The 18,571-nt window shown below is 70.3% G+C and carries 14 protein-coding genes; 4 read left to right on the top strand and 10 right to left on the bottom strand.

The features are described from left to right. Positions 1–2: 2 nt before the first annotated feature. The 10 genes from FOH10_RS11385 to FOH10_RS11430 all read right to left on the bottom strand — a co-directional run bounded on the left by FOH10_RS11385 (position 3) and on the right by FOH10_RS11430 (position 13,031). On the bottom strand, positions 3–1,148 hold the full coding sequence (locus tag FOH10_RS11385) for a glycosyltransferase (protein ID WP_143980684.1): 1,146 nt from the start codon (positions 1,146–1,148) through the stop codon (positions 3–5). Beyond that, entirely contained in the window at positions 1,145–2,476 is a 1,332-nt protein-coding gene (locus FOH10_RS11390) for a glutamate-1-semialdehyde 2,1-aminomutase (protein WP_143984016.1), read from the bottom strand. The genes FOH10_RS11385 and FOH10_RS11390 overlap by 4 nt, the downstream gene beginning before the upstream one ends. Next, entirely contained in the window at positions 2,476–3,807 is a 1,332-nt protein-coding gene (locus FOH10_RS11395) for a GNAT family N-acetyltransferase (protein WP_186000797.1), read from the bottom strand. The genes FOH10_RS11390 and FOH10_RS11395 overlap by 1 nt, the downstream gene beginning before the upstream one ends. Further along, complete coding sequence (locus FOH10_RS11400) at positions 3,804–5,162, bottom strand: glycosyl hydrolase family 28-related protein (RefSeq protein ID WP_143980686.1); 1,359 nt, start codon at positions 5,160–5,162, stop codon at positions 3,804–3,806. Before FOH10_RS11400 ends, FOH10_RS11395 begins: the two co-directional genes overlap by 4 nt. Continuing rightward, complete coding sequence (locus FOH10_RS11405) at positions 5,159–6,469, bottom strand: Wzz/FepE/Etk N-terminal domain-containing protein (protein WP_143980687.1); 1,311 nt, start codon at positions 6,467–6,469, stop codon at positions 5,159–5,161. The genes FOH10_RS11400 and FOH10_RS11405 overlap by 4 nt, the downstream gene beginning before the upstream one ends. After that, positions 6,460–7,839 (bottom strand): hypothetical protein, encoded by a 1,380-nt coding sequence (locus FOH10_RS11410; RefSeq protein WP_143980688.1) that lies wholly within the window; start codon positions 7,837–7,839, stop codon positions 6,460–6,462. The genes FOH10_RS11405 and FOH10_RS11410 overlap by 10 nt, the downstream gene beginning before the upstream one ends. An 81-nt stretch (positions 7,840–7,920) precedes the next feature. Further along, entirely contained in the window at positions 7,921–8,928 is a 1,008-nt protein-coding gene (locus FOH10_RS11415) for a CgeB family protein (protein ID WP_143980689.1), read from the bottom strand. After that, the gene (locus tag FOH10_RS11420; protein WP_143984017.1) at positions 8,925–10,199 is read right to left on the bottom strand and encodes a lipopolysaccharide biosynthesis protein; all 1,275 of its coding nucleotides are present in this window, start codon (positions 10,197–10,199) and stop codon (positions 8,925–8,927) included. Before FOH10_RS11420 ends, FOH10_RS11415 begins: the two co-directional genes overlap by 4 nt. A 619-nt stretch (positions 10,200–10,818) precedes the next feature. Then, complete coding sequence (locus FOH10_RS11425) at positions 10,819–11,976, bottom strand: glycosyltransferase family 4 protein (protein ID WP_143980690.1); 1,158 nt, start codon at positions 11,974–11,976, stop codon at positions 10,819–10,821. Beyond that, complete coding sequence (locus tag FOH10_RS11430; RefSeq protein WP_244962067.1) at positions 11,973–13,031, bottom strand: glycosyltransferase family 4 protein; 1,059 nt, start codon at positions 13,029–13,031, stop codon at positions 11,973–11,975. The genes FOH10_RS11425 and FOH10_RS11430 overlap by 4 nt, the downstream gene beginning before the upstream one ends. Before the next feature lie 330 nt (positions 13,032–13,361). On the opposite strand from FOH10_RS11430, the gene FOH10_RS11435 reads away from it, so the two are divergent. The 4 genes from FOH10_RS11435 (at position 13,362) to FOH10_RS11450 (ending at position 18,563) form a co-directional block, all read left to right on the top strand. Continuing rightward, a complete protein-coding gene (locus tag FOH10_RS11435; RefSeq protein WP_143980691.1) occupies positions 13,362–14,156 on the top strand; it encodes an SGNH/GDSL hydrolase family protein in 795 nt (264 codons plus the stop codon). Positions 14,157–14,311: 155 nt separating this feature from the next. After that, a complete protein-coding gene (locus tag FOH10_RS11440) occupies positions 14,312–15,802 on the top strand; it encodes a serine/threonine-protein kinase (protein WP_244961884.1) in 1,491 nt (496 codons plus the stop codon). Between the two features lie 84 nt (positions 15,803–15,886). Then, complete coding sequence (locus FOH10_RS11445) at positions 15,887–17,020, top strand: serine hydrolase domain-containing protein (protein ID WP_143980692.1); 1,134 nt, start codon at positions 15,887–15,889, stop codon at positions 17,018–17,020. Between the two features lie 211 nt (positions 17,021–17,231). Continuing rightward, entirely contained in the window at positions 17,232–18,563 is a 1,332-nt protein-coding gene (locus FOH10_RS11450) for a polysaccharide pyruvyl transferase family protein (protein ID WP_244961886.1), read from the top strand. Positions 18,564–18,571: the final 8 nt, after the last annotated feature.

Raw genomic sequence — 18,571 nt, forward strand, 5'->3', positions numbered from 1 at the left:
TATTATGTCAAGTTCTGTAAGCAGTTGTCGACAACGTTCGACATTCGCTCTCTGAAAACGGTGGGCGAAAAGTCCAATGCGTGCTTTCTGATTCGTTCCCCGTCGAAATTCTGGCTGGGGAAATCCTTCATTACGCGAGCGAACGACTGAATAACTTCGTCGTCGGGGCCGAATTCGATATGTATTCCTGTGATATCCGGCAGTACGGTGTCCACCGCGCCGCCGGTTCCGACCGCGATGACGGGGGCCCCGCATGCCATGGCTTCCACGGGGACGATGCCGAAATCCTCTACACCGGGCATGAGGAGGGCACGGCAGCGGCGGTACATATCCAGCAGGACGGCGTCGTCGGCGGCGCCGAGAAAGAGTGTCTCGGGTCCGGCGATGCTTTCCAGGTGTCGTCGCGCTCGACCGTCGCCGAGGATCACCAGACGCACACCGGCCTGCTGTGCCGCGCGAATCGCCACATCGGCTCGTTTGTAGGGGACCAGGCGTCCGGCGAAGAGGAAGAAGTCCTCGCGTTCGACGGTCGGGTCCAGGGAGAAGCTGTCCACGCGCACCGGTGGATTCACGACGGTCGCGGGCAGGTCCCACCATTCCCGCACCCGCTGTGCCACGGCCGAGGAATTCGCGACGACATGGGAGATGCGGGGTGCGGCACGCAATTCCGCGCGCCGGGCCAGGCCGCCCAGGGCGGTCAATGCCAGCTGGCCCGCCCAGCCGCCGGCCTCCCGGGTTCGGAATGCGCTGTCCCAGGCCCAGCGAGCCGGGCTGTGCACGTACGCGATCACGGGGGCTGAGGTCGCGAGTGCGGCCGAGCTGGCGAAGGCGTGGTGGCTCACCACGACCGCGTCGTAGTCCGCGCGCAGCGGCAGGCCGCGCAGGGCGCGGGGGACCAGGGGGAGCAGGGGGGCGTGCGACCGTCGTCCCGTCGCGGCGTAGAGCCGCGAAAGCCAGGCGCTGGCACGGATATTCGCGGCGGCGGGTGAGGTGCCCGCCGCGTCGGCGACCGAGCGGACGCAGTCTGTCTCCAGGATGGGCGCGAATACCGGTGCTCCGGGCCAGGTTCGCATGAATTCCGCGACCACCGCCTCGGAGCCGCCGTATTCGGTGAAGCGTTCGTGCACGATCGCGATGCGCGCGTTCATGGTTCCGTCCTGGTCGCGATGCGGCGGGGCTCGGCGTACCGGCGGATCGCCGGTGCCACCGGGCGTCCGTTCAGCAGGCCGTCGACGCCGCCGTTCTCGAGTGCCTTGCGATAGATCGTGGCGGCCTCGCGGCACGCCTCGATGGTGTGGTCGATATCGGCGTCGGTGTGGGCGGCCGAGGTGACGAAGGATTGGCCCAGGACGCCGCGGTCGAGCAGTTCTTGGAGGAACAGGGTGCGGTAGGGCTGGGACGGGTTGCCGTCGGGGTCCTTGGTGAGGAACACCAGGCAGGATGGCCGACCGGTCACCTGGAGGTGGTCGGCGATACCGAGTTCGGCGGTGATGGCGTTGACGCCGTCGGCGAGACGGCGGCCCGCCGCCTCCATGCGGGCGATGGGATCGGTGGTGGCGTAGGCGCGGACCACCGCGCGGAAGGCGGCGAGGGAGCCGGTTTCCGGGCCGTGCGTGGTGGACAGCAGGAAGACACGTTCGGCGGCGGTGCGCAGGCCGCCGAGTTCCATGTACTCGCGTTTCCCGGCCAGGGCGGAGATGGGGAAGCCGTTGCCCATGGCCTTGCCCCAGCACGACAGGTCGGGGGTGACGCCGTAGACGCCTTGCGCGCCGCTGGCGGACCAGCGGAAGCCGGTGATCATCTCGTCGAAGACCAGCAGCGCGCCGTGCCGATCGCACAGGGCGCGAACGCCTTCCAGGAATCCGGGCGCGGGGGAGTGCAGGGCGGTGGCCGCTTCCAGGAATACGCAGGCGACCGGATGGGCCTCCAGGGCCGCCGCGAGCGACGGTAGGTCGTTGTAGCGGAAGCGCACCGTATCCGTTTCCGGGATACCGGCGTTCATGGGTGTGGTGCCGATGAACCAGTCGTCCACGGAGAAGAAGGGACTGTCGCTGATGGCGATCGTCTCCCGCCCGGTGGCCGCGCGCGCCAGGCGGACCGCGGCGGTGGTGGCGTCGGAACCGTTCTTGGCGAACTTCACCATGTCCGCGCCCGGCACCAGGTCCAGGAAGTCCTGGGCGGCAAGGAGTTCCAGCTCGGTCGGGCGGGAGAAATTGACGCCCTCGGCGATGGTGCGGGTGACCGCGTCGACCACCGGACGGTAGCCGTGTCCGAGGGTGACCGAACGCAGCCCCATGCCGTACTCGACGAATTCGTTGCCGTCGCAGTCCCAGACGCGGCAGCCGCTGCCGCGCACCAGCACCGGGGTCATGAACTCGGGGTACTGGTCCGCGCCGCGCGCGTAGGTGTGCGCCCCGCCCGGGACGAGATCGTGCAGGCGGTGCTGGATCGCATTGCTGAGCTGGAAGTTTCGCATCATCCCCGGCTCCTCTGGGTGCTGGCCCACAGGGTGTGGTCGGCACGGACCCCGGTGGGTCCGGTGAAAGCGCGCATGGTGCCCTCCTCGAGCAGTCCCGCGTTCGCGGCGACCGCGGCGGATTCGGTGTCCGCGACAGGGATCTCCGTGGACACCCGGTACAGGCCGAGGCGGGTGAAGGCGAAGTCCACCAGCGCTCGGATGGCCGCCGCGCGGACACCGTCGTCGGCGTGGGCGGGATCTGCCCGGAGACGCAGCCGAGCGTTGCGTCCGAACAGGTCGACATCGAAGAGCCGACACTCACCGGCGTACTCGCCGCCGACGTCGAGTATCAGCAGCAGGCCGGCCGATGCGTGGAAACCGGTTCTGCTGCTGATGAATTCGCGATACCACGCGCTTTCGTTACCGGGGTGGGCAGCCCGCCACGCGCGGGCGTCGGCGGCCCGAGGGGTGCGCAGCACGACCTCCTCGTAGCCGGAGACCGGCACGGTGATCGGGGCGGCGGGAACCACCCGGCGCAGGGCCCGCCGCAGTTGCCCCGCACGGTAGCGGGTCGAGACGGCGAGCACGGTCGTCACGCCGGGACCGGTGGGCGGGGTCGTCACGCCGGAACCGGTGGCCCGGGCCGTCGCCCCGGGACCGGTGGGCGAGGCCGCCCCCGACGGCGCCCCTTCCCCATGATGTGCTCGCGCCGACGCGTCGCCCTGACGGGCGCTCACGTGCTCGATCCAGGATCGGGTGAATCCGGCGGCGGGCATCCGATCGGCCGTGACCGCCCACAGATCGTGGTCGGTGCGGGCGCCGCCGACGTCGAACAGCGCCGCCATCCGCGCCTCGCAGACGTACCCCACCTGCCGGGCGCCGTGGGCGGCGGCCTTGTTGCCCACCGAGATCGGTGCGACGATGCGCCGCAGACCGAGCACCTCGAAGCCGTAGTCGAGCAGCACCGACGCCGCCAGTCCGCCGAAACCGTTGCGCGCCTGCCGCGCGTCGATCCAGATGCCCATCTCGCCGTGGCGGGCGCGCCGGTCGATACCGCCGATCTCCACCTGCCCGGCGAACCGGCCGTCGAGTTCGATCACGGTGGACACGGCGAGACCGGTGCGGGCGTGGGTGGCGGCCTCCAGACATTCCCGCACCCAGTGGGCCGCGGTGTGCCGCTGCTCCCAGGCCAGCGGGGAGGTGTGCCAGAACGGTTCGATCAGGTCCCGGTCGCGCAGCCGGATGCGCCGCCACTCCGCGAAATCCGCGAAGCGCGGCGGACGGAGTAGCAGGGTGCTGCCGAGCAGCTGCACGGGTCCGAGCCGTACCCGCGCCGTCCCGGCGTTCACGTGGTGGGTCGCTGTCGACCCAGCGACGAGGTCTTGACCGCACCGGTCGCGTCCACCGACAGCCGCCAGTAGCCGCCCTGTTCGTCGCGGAGCACCACCCCGCCCGCCGCGCGGTCGGACAGCAGCGCGCCACTGGGCAGCACGGCGGCCACGATGCCGCCGTCGCGGTCCTGGGCCTGGAAGATATCGGTGTCGGGCTTCCCGGCCTGCGCGACCATGGTGCCGGAGAAGCGCGCCCCGTGAATCCGCCCGCGGCCGATCACATGCCAGCCGTCGGGGAAGGCGCGCGGATCCACATCCTCGTAGCTGCCCGAGATGAGGTTGACGGCGGTGCCCTCCGGGCAGCCGTCGCCGTCGATGCGCAGCTCCACCGGCGGCGTGCGCAGATCCGGATCGAATTGCACATTGGCCAGATACGGCTGTCGGCAGTGCACCAGGTCCAGGCAGACCGCACGGGCGGCCACCTTGCAGTTCACCATGCCGAACTGCGCCGGACCCCCGCCCGGCACACCGATGGCCAGGGCGATCTCCGACCCCTCGAACCACACGTTGGTCAGCCACCAGTCGTTGGCCGCGCCATCGACGAAGATGTGCCGGTCGGTGGTGCGCGGATCGGAGTCGGAGACGAACTCCACGTTGGTGATGGCCAGTCCGGCATTGTGGTTGTCACCGGTGCCCAGGACGCCGACGCGATTGTTGGTGAGCTTGGAGGAGGTCACATAGTTCTGGATGCACGAGGTGACGATGCCGTAGCCGAAATTGTTGATATCGCAGTTGACGAAGGCGGTGCCGCCGGTATTGCGGTCCAGCACCACCCCGCGCTGCTCCACATAGCGTGGGTAGTTGTCGGAGAGATGGTTGCCGCGCAGCACCACGCCGTCGAACGAGCAGCGGAAGCACTCCGACAGCCGCACCGCCGTCGCCTCGGGACCGGACAGGTAGAAACCCAAGCGCGAGAACCGCACCCGCTGTTTGCGCTCCAGCACGATGAGGGTGCCGTCACCCTCGTAGCCGATGGTGGTGGCGTCGCCGCCGTCGCCGAGCACGGTGGCGTAGTCGGGCAGCGGGGGGAAGGCGGTCACCCGGTAGGTCCCGGCCGGGATGTACAGCACGAACGGTCGGTCCCCGACATCGGCCGCCGCGGCGAATGCGGCGGTGTCATCGGCGTTCCCGTCGCCCACCGCCCCGAAATCCCGGACATTGCGGGCGGCGGGCTGATCGGTGACGTGCGGGGACCGGAATTCGGTCCCCGGCTCGTCGTCCCCCGACGCGCAGGCCGTCGTCAGTGGCAGGAAGGCCGCCGCGCCGAGCGAGGCGGCGAGCAGATGACGCCGCCGCACCGGATCATCCGTCATCGGCTCACCGCTGTGCCCGGGGTCGGCGTCCGCCGCAGCAGCCGTTGGAGGCCACCGCCCGGCCGGGAGAACACCACCACGCCCGCCAGCCGCGGATCGTCCGCGCCGAACGTGGCCAGCGCCCCGCGCACCTGCGCCGAGGTGGTGCGGCCGAGTTCGACCACGCCGACGGTGGCGTCGCAGCGCCGCGCCAGCGCGATGGCGTCCGCGGCGGCGGTGACCGGGGCCGCCTCCACGATGATGTGGTCGTATTCGGTGCGCAGCTTGGACATGATCTCCGCGAAGCGCTCCGAGGCCAGCAGATCCGGGGTGCGCAGATCGACGACGCCCAGCGGCAGCACGCTGATCCCCACCTCCGGCCACAGCACCACCGCCTCGGCGGTGGACGAACTGTTGCGCAGCAGTTCCGCCAGACCGGGGGCCGCGCCCACCGGAATGCGGCGGGAGGAGCCGCGGCCGCTGGTGTCGGCGTCCACCAGCACCACCCGCGCGCCGGTATCGGCGAGGCTGCGGGCCAGACCGAGTGCCACCTCCGGTTCCGAGCGCGGGGACAGCGCGGTGAACAGCACGCTGGTGCGTTCGGGGTCGGCGGTGAGCCGGGTGCGCAGGCGGCGGGTCTCCCCGGCCGCACCGGGCCGCCCGTCGTCGATGATGCCCAGAATCGGCACCGGCAGGATGGCTTCCAGATCGGTGGAGGTGCGCAGCCGCTTGTCGAGGCGGTCCCAGGCCAGCGCCCCGCCCAGTCCCAGCAGCAGTCCGGCGATCACGCCGAGCGCCAGCATGCGGGTGGTCTGCGGCCCGTTCGCCTGGGTGGGCGTCTGGGCCTTGTCGATGACCACCGCCCGCGCCGCGGGCGCGGCGTCGGCCTGGATGGACTCCAGCCGGGAGATGAGCGCCCGGAGTTGGGAGACCACCTCGTCGGCCAGGATGCGCGCCCCGTCGGCGGTGTCGTCGGTGACCGACACGATGATGATGGTGGTGGCGGGCGGGGCCGCCGCGGTGATCCGACCGCGCAGGTCGTTCACCGAATCCGGAAGGCCGAGTTGATCTTTCACGTACTGCGCGACGGTGACGCTGGTGGCCAGGTCGATATAGGAGCGCACCCGCTGCTGCGCCGCGAGTCCGCCCTGATACGAATCGTTGACCGAGGTGCCGGTGGCCATGGAGACGTACACCGAACTCGAGGCCGAATAGGTGGTCGGCTGGCTGCGCGCGTACCCGGCCGCCGCGACCACGCACAGCACCACCGCGGCCACGATGACCGGCCAGCGCCGCCGAAACAGATGCAGGTAGTCGGTCAAACCCATTGCGCTGTCCTCTTTTTCCCGGGCGGCGCCGCGGGGTAGCCCGCCAGCTCCGTCACCCGTCTGCGATATTCCCCGACGACCAGATAGACCATCCAGGTCAGCACCACCGCCTGGAGGTATTTGCCGAGTGTCTCGATGCTGCCGAGAATGCCCCGCTCGAACAGCACCGGTACCTCGATGAGCGCCAGCCCCAGCACGGCGAAGGCCAGGTGCCGACTGTAGAGAGCCCGCCGCCAGAGCAGCAGCAGGATGAAGGTGAACGAAACGCCCACGGCCACACCGGTGTAGCCGCCGAGGACATAGCCCTCGTTGATATTGCCCTCGGCCAGCGACACCGAGACCGTCGACATGTCCACCGACGCGCCGCGCACCTGTTCGGCCCAGGCCGCGCCCGCCCGGAACTTCTCCTGCCCCAGCAGTTGCGTCGGAATCAGACTCTCGAACGCGTGCCGCAGCACCTCCGCGGGCGTGAGCCAGGATCCGGGCCCGGCCCAGTAGGCGTCGGTGGCGGCCTCGAGCAGGTCGAAACGCCGGAGCAGGCTCAGGAACGGTCGCACGATCGGCGGATAGTTGGCGTCGATGCGCTCCGCGTCGGCCTTGGCCGCCGCGGTGGTCTTGAGCGACTGCAACCAGCCGAAGGCCGTCACCGCCAGCGCCGAGAGCGCGAGTATGCCGACCACCTTGGCGCGCGTCCAGCCCGTCATGGCGCAGCGGACCGCGATGGCCAGGGCCGCGCCCATGATCGGGGTCTTGGACTGCACGGTGGCCGTCCAGAGCAGTTCGCCGAAACACAGTGCGCCCAGTACCAACAGGACGGTGCGCGAGTTGTCGGAGCGGAAATAGACCAGCAGCCCGACCGCGCCGAGCGTGGCGAGAATGGTGATCAGGTTGATGATCGGATTCGGGCTCTCCAGCTCACCGGCCTTGCCGGTGGTGCCGGTGGCGACCGCCGCCAGGCGGCCCAGCGTGCCCAGGACGTAGAGCACCACCAGGGTGGGGACGAAGACCGGATTGTCGATCAGTGGCGGTGTGGCCGCGGCCGTTTCGCCGCCGCGGTACCGGGTCCACACGGTATAGGCGACCACCAGCGCGGCGTAGAACCAGAGTCCGAACACGACGGGCTCCAGGACCAGCGCGATGCCGTCGTCGTATCCGAATTCGGCCAGCCGGGGATCGGGCACATTGTCGCCGTAGTGCGGCATGGGCCGGGTCCACAGCAGCACCACCGGTCGCGCGACATAGGACAGCGACCAATGCGCCACCTGCGCGATGAGAAATATCCGTACCACACCGGGTAGGAACAGGGCAGCGCCGACAATCGTCGCCAGCGCACCGGCGACGAGAAATACCTCGGACTGTGCGGCCCCCATCAGCGAACGTCCTTCACCATCACCACTATGTCCGCGCGGACCCGTTCGCCGTTACCCTTTTTCCGCAGCCGTTTTCGGCCATTATCCGGCGAGCGCATCGATGATCTCGCGAGCCCGGTCCACATAGCGGTGTCGTCCGCCGACGATGCGGCGATGGCCCGCCTCGGCGACCTTGGCGGCCTCGTCCGGGCGGCGGGCGCAACGGGCCAGCACCTCGCGCAGTTCCGCCGGATCGGAGAAGAGGAAGCACTCCGTGCCGTCGTCGAGCAGGTCGGCGTGTTCGTCGGTGTGTTGGCCGACGAAAAGCCCTCCGGCAGCGGGGATTTCGAAGGTGCGGCAGGTGTGGGTATCACGATTGTCGGAATTGAGCAGCACCAGGTTCGCGGTCACCCCGGCCACCGCCGCGGAGAAGTGCTCACCGTAGACCGGGCCGCCCACCGCCGCGCCGGTCCGCCACAGCGGTCGCAGCCGTCGCCAGCCCGGACCGCGCAGCAGCATGCGGGGGCCGTATTCGCGTGCCAGATCGACGAGCAGGTCGCGGCGGTCGGGGCGCACCGCGCCGATGAAGCCGACCAGGAAGTCCCGGGCGCCGCGTCGGGCGCACGGATGGTGCCAGGCCGGATCGTAAGCACTACGAACGAATTTCACATTCTTCGCGCCGCGGTCGCGTAGTTCGGCCACATTGTGTGCTTTCGTGGTGACGATGAGATCCCATTCCGATTCGTGTGCCAGGTATTCCGGCGTGGTGTTGTACGGATTGGATACATCGTCGGCGCTGTAGTGCACCCGCATACCGGCCGAGGTGCTCAGCAGCCGCCGCTGATCGAGGTGGACACCCTTGAAGGCGAACAGTACGTCCGGTACGAATTCCGCGGCGGCGGTGTCGATCTCGCGGTGCAGCCGGTCCACGGTCCACGGCGCGCGCCGTCGCGCCGCCTTGCTGTACACCCAGGGCGGCGACAGCCGGGCGGGCAGGGTGACCGCGGTCGTGTCGACCACCACCACCTCGTGACCCGCCTGCCGGAAGCCGTCGGCCAGCGAGCGGGCGTTGCTGCCCACCCAGTCGTCGCCGACGAAGAGGATCTTCACGCGGTTTCCCCCTTGCGCATCAGGACGGTGGCCGGTCCGACGGCCCCCCGTCGCATCGTCCGTTCGCGGACGATGAGCCACCGCATGCGGATGATGTACCACACCGCGACCGAGATTTCCGCGAAAACGGTTCCGTAGACCAGGGTCCACACCGACTGGGTGCGGGTCGCCACCGCCATGGCCGCCACCGCGACGCAGGTGCCGACGATGGCGCCCACCAGCACACCGGTGGTGTCCTGGCGCACCGTCAGGACCGCGGTCGTCACATAGGAGGTGACCGTGGTGGCGGGCAGGATGAGCACCTCGAAGCGCAGCAGCGGCACCGCCTCGGCGAACTCCTGGCCGAAGACCAGGTGGATGAGCCAGGGTGCGCTCACCCAGACGGTCACCGTCGCCACGGTGGCGATGGCGACGCAGCCGGCGAGCGCCTGGATCGAGGTGCGCCAGAAGTCCTCGCGGTCGGTGCGCCGGGCCATCCGGGGCAGCAGGGCGAAACCGATGGGGTCCAGGGTGGATTGGATGGCGCGGACCAACCGGTCGCCCGCCGAGTAGAGCCCCAGCGAGGCGGCGGACAGGATCGCGCCGTAGATGGCGGCCGAACCCTGTCCGTACCCGGTGACCAGCAGCCGGGAGGTGAACACCGGTGCGGCCAGGCGCAGCACGGCGCGCACCCCGCTCGGCCGCGCCGGGCGGCCGAAGTGGCGCATCGAATCCCACCAGGTCAGCGCGACCGTGGGCACGGACGAGACGAGAAGGCAGACGATGGCCGTCGACGCGGTCGGAAACTGGGGGAGCAGCACCAGCAACAGGATCAGGTACCCGATCCGGCCGACGCCCTGGTAGATGGTGGAGGATCCGAAGCGACCCTGGCCGATGAGCAGCCAGTCCTCCGACAACGACCAGAACCCGCCCGTGAACAGTCCGAGCAGCACCATGTGCAGGGCCGGGGGCACGCCCACCAGCAGGCTCGTCAGCAGTGCCGCGCCGATCACGCTCACCGTGGTGACGCGCAGCGCGGCATAGGTGCCGCGCAGCCGGTTCACCTCGCCCGGACTGCTGTCCGCCTCGTGCACGCGGGCGGCCAGGAACTGGGTGACGCCGAGATCGACCACGAGCGAACCGATGAAGTACGAACTCATGCCGATGGCGAGCAGGCCGACACCGTGCGGGCCGAGGATGCGCGCGATGAGCGGCAGGGTGATGACCGTGATGGCGTACTGGCCGTACTTGCCGAAGGTGACCAGGACGATATCGCGGACCACGCCGGCCAGCCCGTGTTTGGGCGCGGCCCGTCTGCGATGGCGGCCGCCGACTGTGCGTGGCGGGGAGGCACTGTCGCGGTGGGCGGCGGCGTGGGCACCGCGCCCGGCATCCGCGCTGCTGTGGGTAGCGTTCTCGGTACCGTGCGTGGTGTGTTCGGGGGTGCGCCCCGCGTTTTCGGCACCGCGCGTAGTGGTTTCGGCACCCAGACCCGCGTTTTCGGCCCGGCGCTCGGCGTTTTCGGCACCGGGACCGGCGTTTTCGGCACGGCGTGCGGAGTTATCAGTACCGTGCGGGAGGCTTTCAGCACCGCGTGCGAAGGTTTCGGCGCTGTGCGCGTAGGAGCCGTCCGGGGCGCGGCGCGGTGACCAGGAGATCGGATAGTGATCGGCCCGGCCCGCCCACTGGGGGATGCTGCGCTGTTCCCGCTCCGCGTACGGGGATTCCGGTGGCGGGGGATCGGTGTCGAAGCGGCGGTACCGCGCGCGCAGCGGAACCCCGAAGCGGCGCAGTGAGAGCCGATCTGCGTCGGAGATCCGATCGGGCTCGCGTGCTCGCCCGGCCGCCCGGCGGCGCACCGGCCGCAGCGGCAATGTGGGTGGGTCCGCGCCGGGTAGCGGATCGTTGGAATCATCCACGCCGCCACCACTTCCGGTGGCGGGCGGTGACCGTGGTGAGGAACCGCTCGACCGTGCGCGCGGATTCGTCGATGTCGAAATCGCGGGCGCGCAGCCGGGCGGCGGCGGCGAGTTTCACCCGCAGTTCCCGATCCCCGAGCAGGGTGTCCAGGGCGCGGGTGAGCTGATGGCGGTCGCCGCCCGGCACGAGCAGACCGTCGCGGCCGGTCTCGATGATCTCCTCGGGGCCGCCGGGGCGACTGGCGATGACGGCGCAGCCCGCCCGCATGCCCTCCACCACCACCTGCCCGAAGGGTTCGGGCAGTACCGAGCAGTGCACCAGCACATCCGCGCAGCGCAGATAGGGTTCCGGATCGTCCACGTGCCCGGTGAAGGTGACCGGCAGATCCAACGCGGTGGCGAGATTCTCCAATTCGGTGCGGTAGTGCTCCTCGTCGAAGAACGTGCCGCCGATCAGGAAGACCTCGCGCGGCAGGACGCGCACGTCGGCCAGGGCGCGCAGGAAGACGTCCTGGCCCTTCCACGGGGCGAGGCGGCCGACCACGGCCACCACCGTCTCCGCCGGGTCGCGCTGCTCCTCGCGGTCCGGTTCGGCGTGGTCGTGGCGGAATTCCACACCGGGATAGGCCACGACGGCCGGTCGCCGCCAGGTGTACAGCGAGGCGAGGGTGCCCCGGCTGTTGGCGATGACCCCGCGCGCCACCAGCCAGCCCAGTATCCGCAGTGCCGGCGCCAGCCGGCGGCCGAAGTAGTCGGCCGAAACCCGGTCGTGCACATGCCAGACGAGCGGGACGCGGGCGCGCCGGGCCGCCACCGCACCCATGAGCAGCGCCTTGGTACTCCCGGCGACCACGACGGTGGCCCCCAGCTCCCGCACGGTGTCGCCGAGCCGCCAGCCGAGTCGGATCAGACCCAGCGCACCGGTGAGCAGTGCTCGCACGTCGGCCTTGTCGATGGTGAGGGCCCGGGAGTCGAAATCGGTGGTGACCGACCGCGTCTCGATGCCGCGCTCGCGCATGTGGTGCAGCATCGGTCCGTCCTCGGTGTACACCACCGCGACCGTTCCGGCGGGCAAGGCCGAGACCAGCCGCAGGGTCGCGAGCTCCGCCCCGGAGGGGGCGGCGGTGTGCGCGAGGAATACCGCTCTCATGCGGTGACCAGCTCCCGATACAGGTCCAGGTGGCGGCGGGCGGCCGCCGACCAGGAGAACGTTTCGGCGTGTGCCCGGCACTGCGACGGGTCGGGCCGTGCGCCGGAGAGGGCGCGGATGATGCGGGCGGCGAGGGCGTCGCCGTCGCCGGGCGGCACGATGAGGGTGGGATCGAGGTCCCGCACCGAATCCGGCAGTCCGCCACAGTCTGCCACGATCGGGGCGCGTCCGGCGGCCAGTGATTCGAGCGCGATGAGACCGAAACCCTCCAGCGCCAGGGACGGCACCACGGTGAGGTCCGCGCGTGCGTACAGGTCGGTCAGTTCGGTGTCGGTGACCGTGCCGGTGAAGTGGATCGAGTCCTGGGTCCGCGCCAGGTCCCGGAGTTCCGCTTCGGCCGTGCCGGTTCCGACGACGACCAGTCGAGCGTCGGGGTGCGCCGCGCTGACCTCGGGCCAGCACCGCACCAGGACGTCGATTCCCATGCGCCGTTCCAGTCGCCGCACGCACAGCACCGTGCCGGTCGACCGGTCGCGGGTGGGCATCGGGAAGCGGGTGAGATCCACGCCGGGCGGAATCACCCGGACCTTGTCCGCGGACACGCGATAGTCGGCGACCAGCAGTCGGCGAAAGTGCTGGGACAGCACCACGAATCGGTCCGCCCCGAGGTAGCGCAGCCGTTCCACCAGGTATTTGGCGCGAACCGCCCGGTCGCTCTCGCCGGCCATCCGGCTTTCCGCCGCCCAGGGCCCGTGGAAGTGCACCACCAGCGGATTGCGCCCGCGCGTGGACGGGCCGTAGAGGCAGAAGTGCCGGTCCAGCACCGTACCGGGTAGCAGTTCCGCGCGGTCCAGATAGGCCGTACGAGCGCGGTGCAGGGTGGACCCGCCCGTGGGTCCCCACGACCCGGCCCCCGGACCGGCCGGGGCGTCTCCGAAAGCCGTTGCGGTGACCGCGATATCCGGGTGGTCGTTCAGCGCCCGGTACAGATCCGTGAAGTACCGGTTCAATCCGCCCGGGGCGGCGGCGAACCATTCCGATCCGGTCATATGCACCCGCAGCGACCCCACCAACACCGTCACCCCCGGGTCAGTCCACTCCGTCACGAATCGCGGTCGCGATCCGCGCGCCCTCTCGGTCAGTGTAGGTCAATCCGCGCAGGTAGGTCGGCTATTGCGAGGCAACCGAAGGGGGTGGTCGGTCGGTTCGACAAACGCGGAAGATCGCCGCGCCACACCGTGATCCGGACCGCATGCGGCAGGGCCGGACTATGAGAGAAAGTGCGGGCCGCGCCCGGGAATACGCCGAATCACCTGGACGGATGCGATCGGGCCGGACAACCGACGGTCGCGTAACCCGAAGATAGCGGGGCAAGATCGCAGGCTGTGCCGGAACTGAATCTCGACAGCGACCAGTTGACCTTCGTCGCCCTGGGCGACAGTTTCACCGAAGGGCTCGACGACCCGTACCCCGACAGCGATGCCACACCGAACGGTCGCTACCGCGGCTGGGCGGATCGGCTGGCGGAGCATCTCGCCGAGCACACCGAGGTGCGCTACGCCAATCTCGCGGTGCGCGGCAAGCTCATTCGCCAGATCGTGGACGATCAGCTGCCGCGCGCGCTCGAACTGCGCCCCGATCTCATCACCTGCTGCGCCGGGGGCAACGATCTGATCCGCCCGGGTGGCGACCCCGACCAGTTGGCCGAGATCTACCGCGACGCGCTGATCCGACTGCGCGGCACCGGCGCCACGGTCGTGGTCGTCACCGGTATGGACACCGGCTTCCAGCCGGTCATGCGCCATCTGCGCGGCAAGATCGCCACCTACAACATGCACCTGCGGGCCATCGCCGACGAATTCGACTGCCCCGTCCTCGATCTGTGGGGTATGCGGACACTGCAGGACCACCGGGCCTGGAGCTGGGACCGGCTGCACCTGTCCGCCGCGGGCCACGAGCGGCTGGCGCTGCGGGCCTGCGAGGTGCTCGGCGTTCCGGTGGCCGCCGACTGGCGCGCACCGTGGGGGCCGGAGGAGCCCAAGCCCTGGCCGACGGCGCGCCAGGAGGATCTGCACTGGGCCCGGGAATTCCTGCTGCCGTGGATTCAGCGGCGGCTGACCGGCCGATCCTCGGGCGACGGCCTGGCACCCAAGCGCCCGGACCTCGCCCCCGTGCGCTGAGCGTGGATCGCCCTCCGCAGGCGTCGAATCCGGAACTCGCGACCCGGGCGTGCGCCCCGGCGGCGGCGCTCCTGCCGTCGATCTTCGGGGCCTCTGCTCGGGTCCGGGGTGCGTTATGGTGATCGGCAGTAAGGCGGGCGGTCGGAGGCGATACGGTGATACGGACGCTGGCGCGGGGACAGACGTTCGCGGGCTACCGGATCGAACGGCTGCTCGGCGTGGGGGGAATGGGCGAGGTGTATCTCGCGCAGGACCGCGACCTGCCCCGGCCCGTCGCACTCAAACTGCTCGGCGCGGCCGTCGCCGATGATCCCGAGGTGCGCGAGCGCTTCCTGCGCGAGGCCGATACCGCCGCGCGGCTCTCCCACCCGAATATCGTCGCGGTCTACGCGCGCGGCCGCGACGAGCACCGGCTCTGGATGGCCATGCAGTACGTCGAGGGCACCGATGTGGCGGCGGTGCTGCGCGAGGGGCCGTTGCGGCCCGACCACGCCGTCCGGATCATGGGTGAGACCGCCAAGGCCCTCGACCACGCCCACCGCGCCGGTGTGCTGCACCGGGATGTCAAGCCCGCCAACATCCTGCTCGCCTGGGGGCCGCACCAACAGGTGTACCTGGCCGATTTCGGCATCGCCAAGGCCCTCGACCACACCAGCGGGCTCACCCGCACCGGCGAGATGTACGCCAGCTTCCAATACGCGGCTCCCGAACAGTTCGAATTCGGGCCGGTGGATCACCGCGCCGACGTGTACGCGCTGGGCTGCACGCTGTTCCACATGCTCACCGGGGAACTGCCCTATCCGGGGGCAAGCACCGCGCAGGTGATCAACGGGCACCTGAATATGCCGGTGCCCCGGCCCAGTCTCCGACATCCCGCCGTGCCGACGGCGTTCGACGATGTCGTCGCCCATGCGCTGGCCAAGGACCCGGACCGGCGCTACGGCAGTTGCGGGGAACTGGCCGACGCGGCGCAGCGCGCGCTCACGGGGGCGCACGGTTCCGCGCCGCGACACCCCGTCCCGAACCCGGCCCCGACCCAGCCGTCCGACGAGTTCGCCGCGTCCTCGAACGCGTACGCGCCCACCGCATTCGCCCCGCGTCACACCGGGCCGGTCGAGGTCCGTTCCCGTCGTCCCCGTCCGGCGCTGCTGCTGGCGGCGCTGCTGGCGCTGCTGGTCGCCTTCGGTATCGGGGTGGGATTCGCCACCGGCGCACTGACTTTCATCTTCGGTGCGGCGAGCGGGCCCGGCGAGGTCGCCACCGACGCCACCCGCGCCGCCGCCGAACAGGCCGCCTGCGACTACGCGAAGCTCATGACGACCTACGACTACGACACCCCGTCCGCCTGGGAGACCCGGGTGCACGAGGGCGCGACCGGCACCTGGAAAGTCCAGGCGGCACAGCTGCTCCCGGCCCTGCGCCTGATCATGGCGGCCGATCCGGAGAAGACCCGCGCGGGCGATGCCCACTGCACGGCCACCTCCGGTAACGGCACCCACTACGAGATCACCGCGAACGTCACCGAGATCCACCGGGTCGAGGGCAAACCGGAGACCACCGAGACCCGCAGTATCGCCATGGCCATGGATTACGTGGACGGTCGCTGGCTGTGCAGTATGTGGTCGACCGACGTGCTGCCCAACTGATTTCGCGCACGGATCCGATCGAACGGATCGCGCCGCCCGCTCGTATCACCGGGCAGGCCGGATCCCCTCGACGAAAAGCAGCCGATGCGACATATCGCCCTGGCCACGGTCACCGTGGTCGCCCTCGCCGTGCTCACCGGCGGCACCACCGCCGCCCGCTCCGACACCGCCGTCGCCGCCACCGCCGAGGTGCGGACCGAGCTGGACGCTCTGGTACGGGCCGCCGATGTGCCCGGCGCCCAGCTCGTCGAGTCCGCCGGCGATCGCGATATCCAGATCACCAGCGGTGTCGGCGATCTCGGGACCGGTGTGCCCTTCCCGGATACCGCGGCCGTGCGCATCGCGAGCAATACCAAGGCGTTCGTCGCCACCGTGGTGCTGTTGCTGGTGGGTGAGGGGCGGATCGACCTGGACGCGCCCGTGGAGCGCTATCTGCCCGGGGTCGTCTCGGGGCCCGGTGGGGAGGGAAACCGGATCACGGTACGGAATCTGCTCCAGCACACCAGCGGGATCCCCGACTATCTCACCCGGATCGAGCTGGGATCGGTGGACGCGCTGCGGCGCTCCCGCTCCGCCGACGCGCTGATCCGCCTCGGACTGGACCAACCGGCCGCGTTCGAACCCGGTGCGCGGGCGGAGTATTCGAATACCAACTATCTGCTGGCGGGCCGCCTGGTCGAGGCGGTGACGGGCGTCGCGATCGGGGTGGAGGTGACGCGGCGGATTCTGATCCCCCTGGACCTGCGCGGCACCTACTGGCCGCTCTACCCGGTGGAGAACGTCATCCGCGGCCCCCATCCGCGCGGGTATCACCAATTCGGCGACACCCTGGTGGACATCACCGATATCGATCCCGGCTGGGGCCTGCCGGACGGGGCCATGGTGTCCACGGGAGCGGATCTGAACCGGTTCTTCCGGGCGCTGCTCGCGGGCCGGATCCTCGGCCCCGCGCAGCTCGAGCAGATGCGGGCCACCGTGCCCAGCGGCGATCCGCGCCGGTCCGACGATTTCGGACTGGGGCTGTTCCGCCGCACCACCTCCTGCGGCACCGAGGTGTGGGGACACGGCGGGGCCATGCACGGCTTCTTCGTCTACGGGGCGGCCACCCCGGAGCGGGCGGTGACGGTGAGCATGAACCAGCTACCCGACATTCTGAACCTTCACGGTGCGGGCATCGATCCGAACGCCGTCGTCGACGCCGCGCTGTGCACCCCGTGACCTGCCGCTGAGCTGGACGGATGATCTTGTGGAAGAACCGATTTCACCATTTCGATCCCATGTAGCGCCAACCGTACGCGGTGCGCTACATTCGCTGCGGATTTATGCTCGGCAGAGGGGACCCGCCAGGGGCGGCCGGGCGCATGCGGCAGAGCTGCCCCTCCCTACGTCAACGCCGGCGCGGCGCCGGACTCGCGGAAGGACAACCACAGTGGGGAACTCTGGCGCGGGGGCCGGTGCCGGTGACTTCCGGGTGCTCATCGACAACGGTGAGTACTGGCTGCGCAATCGGGGCGATATCGCCATGATGGTAATGACCGTGGAACGGCTGCGCCAGCGCTGGCCGCACGCCCGGATCGGGGTGCTGACCGACCAACCGGCCATCCTGCGCGGGCTGCTGCCCACCGCGGAGCCGGTCTACGCCCGGGGCGGCGGCCAGTGGGGCAGAGGGGGACTCGCGGGCCGCGTCGAGCGCGCGGTGGGCGCGAACCTGACCGGTCCGGCCGCCGTGGCCTGGCGGGCGTCGACCGATGTGCCGAAATCGCATCTGCGCGGGGTGAAGGCGTGGGCGGTGCGCGGTGCGCGCGGCATGCTGGGGCGGGACACCGACTCGGCGGCGGACAGGCTCCCGGAGCCACCCGTACCCGCCGCCGTCGACACCGCGAGCCTGGTGATCGCCCAGGGGGGCGGCTATATGACCGATATCGACCTGTATCAGGCGCACCGCACGCTGAATCTGCTGGAACGTGCTCGCGCCCGGGGGATCCCGACCGCCATGCTCGGGCAGGGCCTCGGGCCCATGGCCGATCCGCGCCTGCTGCAACGCGCCGCCGCGATACTGCCCGATGTGGATGTGATCGCGCTGCGCGAAGGCGTGCGCGGGCCGCGGCTGCTCACCGAACTCGGGGTGGCCGCGGATCGAGTGCTGGTCACCGGTGACGACGCCGTCGAATTCGCCTACCGCGTGCGGCGGCCCGAGATCGGAGCCGACCTCGGCCTGTGCCTGCGGGTCGCGGACTACTCCAAGGTCAGCGACTCCGCCCGGGACACCCTCGGCGCGGTGGTGCGCTCCTGCGCCCGGGAATTCGATGCCGCGCTCGCACCGCTCATCATCTCCGAATACGACTCCGAGGACCGCCGCTCCACCCTGCCGCTGCTCTCCGGCGCGGAGCGCACCCGTCCGGTCATCGGCCGCGCCGGGACGGCCGCCGACGTGGCCCGCCAGGTGTCGCGGTGCCGGGTACTGGTGACCAGTGCCTACCATCTGGCGGTATTCGCGCTCTCCCAAGGAATTCCGGCCATCGGCGTAACGGCGTCGCAGTACTATGACGACAAGTTCTACGGACTGGCCGATATGTTCGGGGCCGGGCTGCGGGTCGTGCACCTGGATTCCACCGATCTCGAGCGGGAATTGACCCAACAGGTGCGGGAGCTGTGGGCGGCCGCACCGGAGTTGCGCGACACCCTGCGGCACCAGGCCGTCGAGCAGATCGACGCCAGCCGGGCGGGACTCGAGCGCGTGTTCCGCCTCGTCGAGGAGTAACCGGCGCG

Origin of the sequence: Nocardia otitidiscaviarum (genome assembly GCF_007362295.1) — a bacterium.
GTDB classification, from domain to species: domain Bacteria; phylum Actinomycetota; class Actinomycetes; order Mycobacteriales; family Mycobacteriaceae; genus Nocardia; species Nocardia otitidiscaviarum.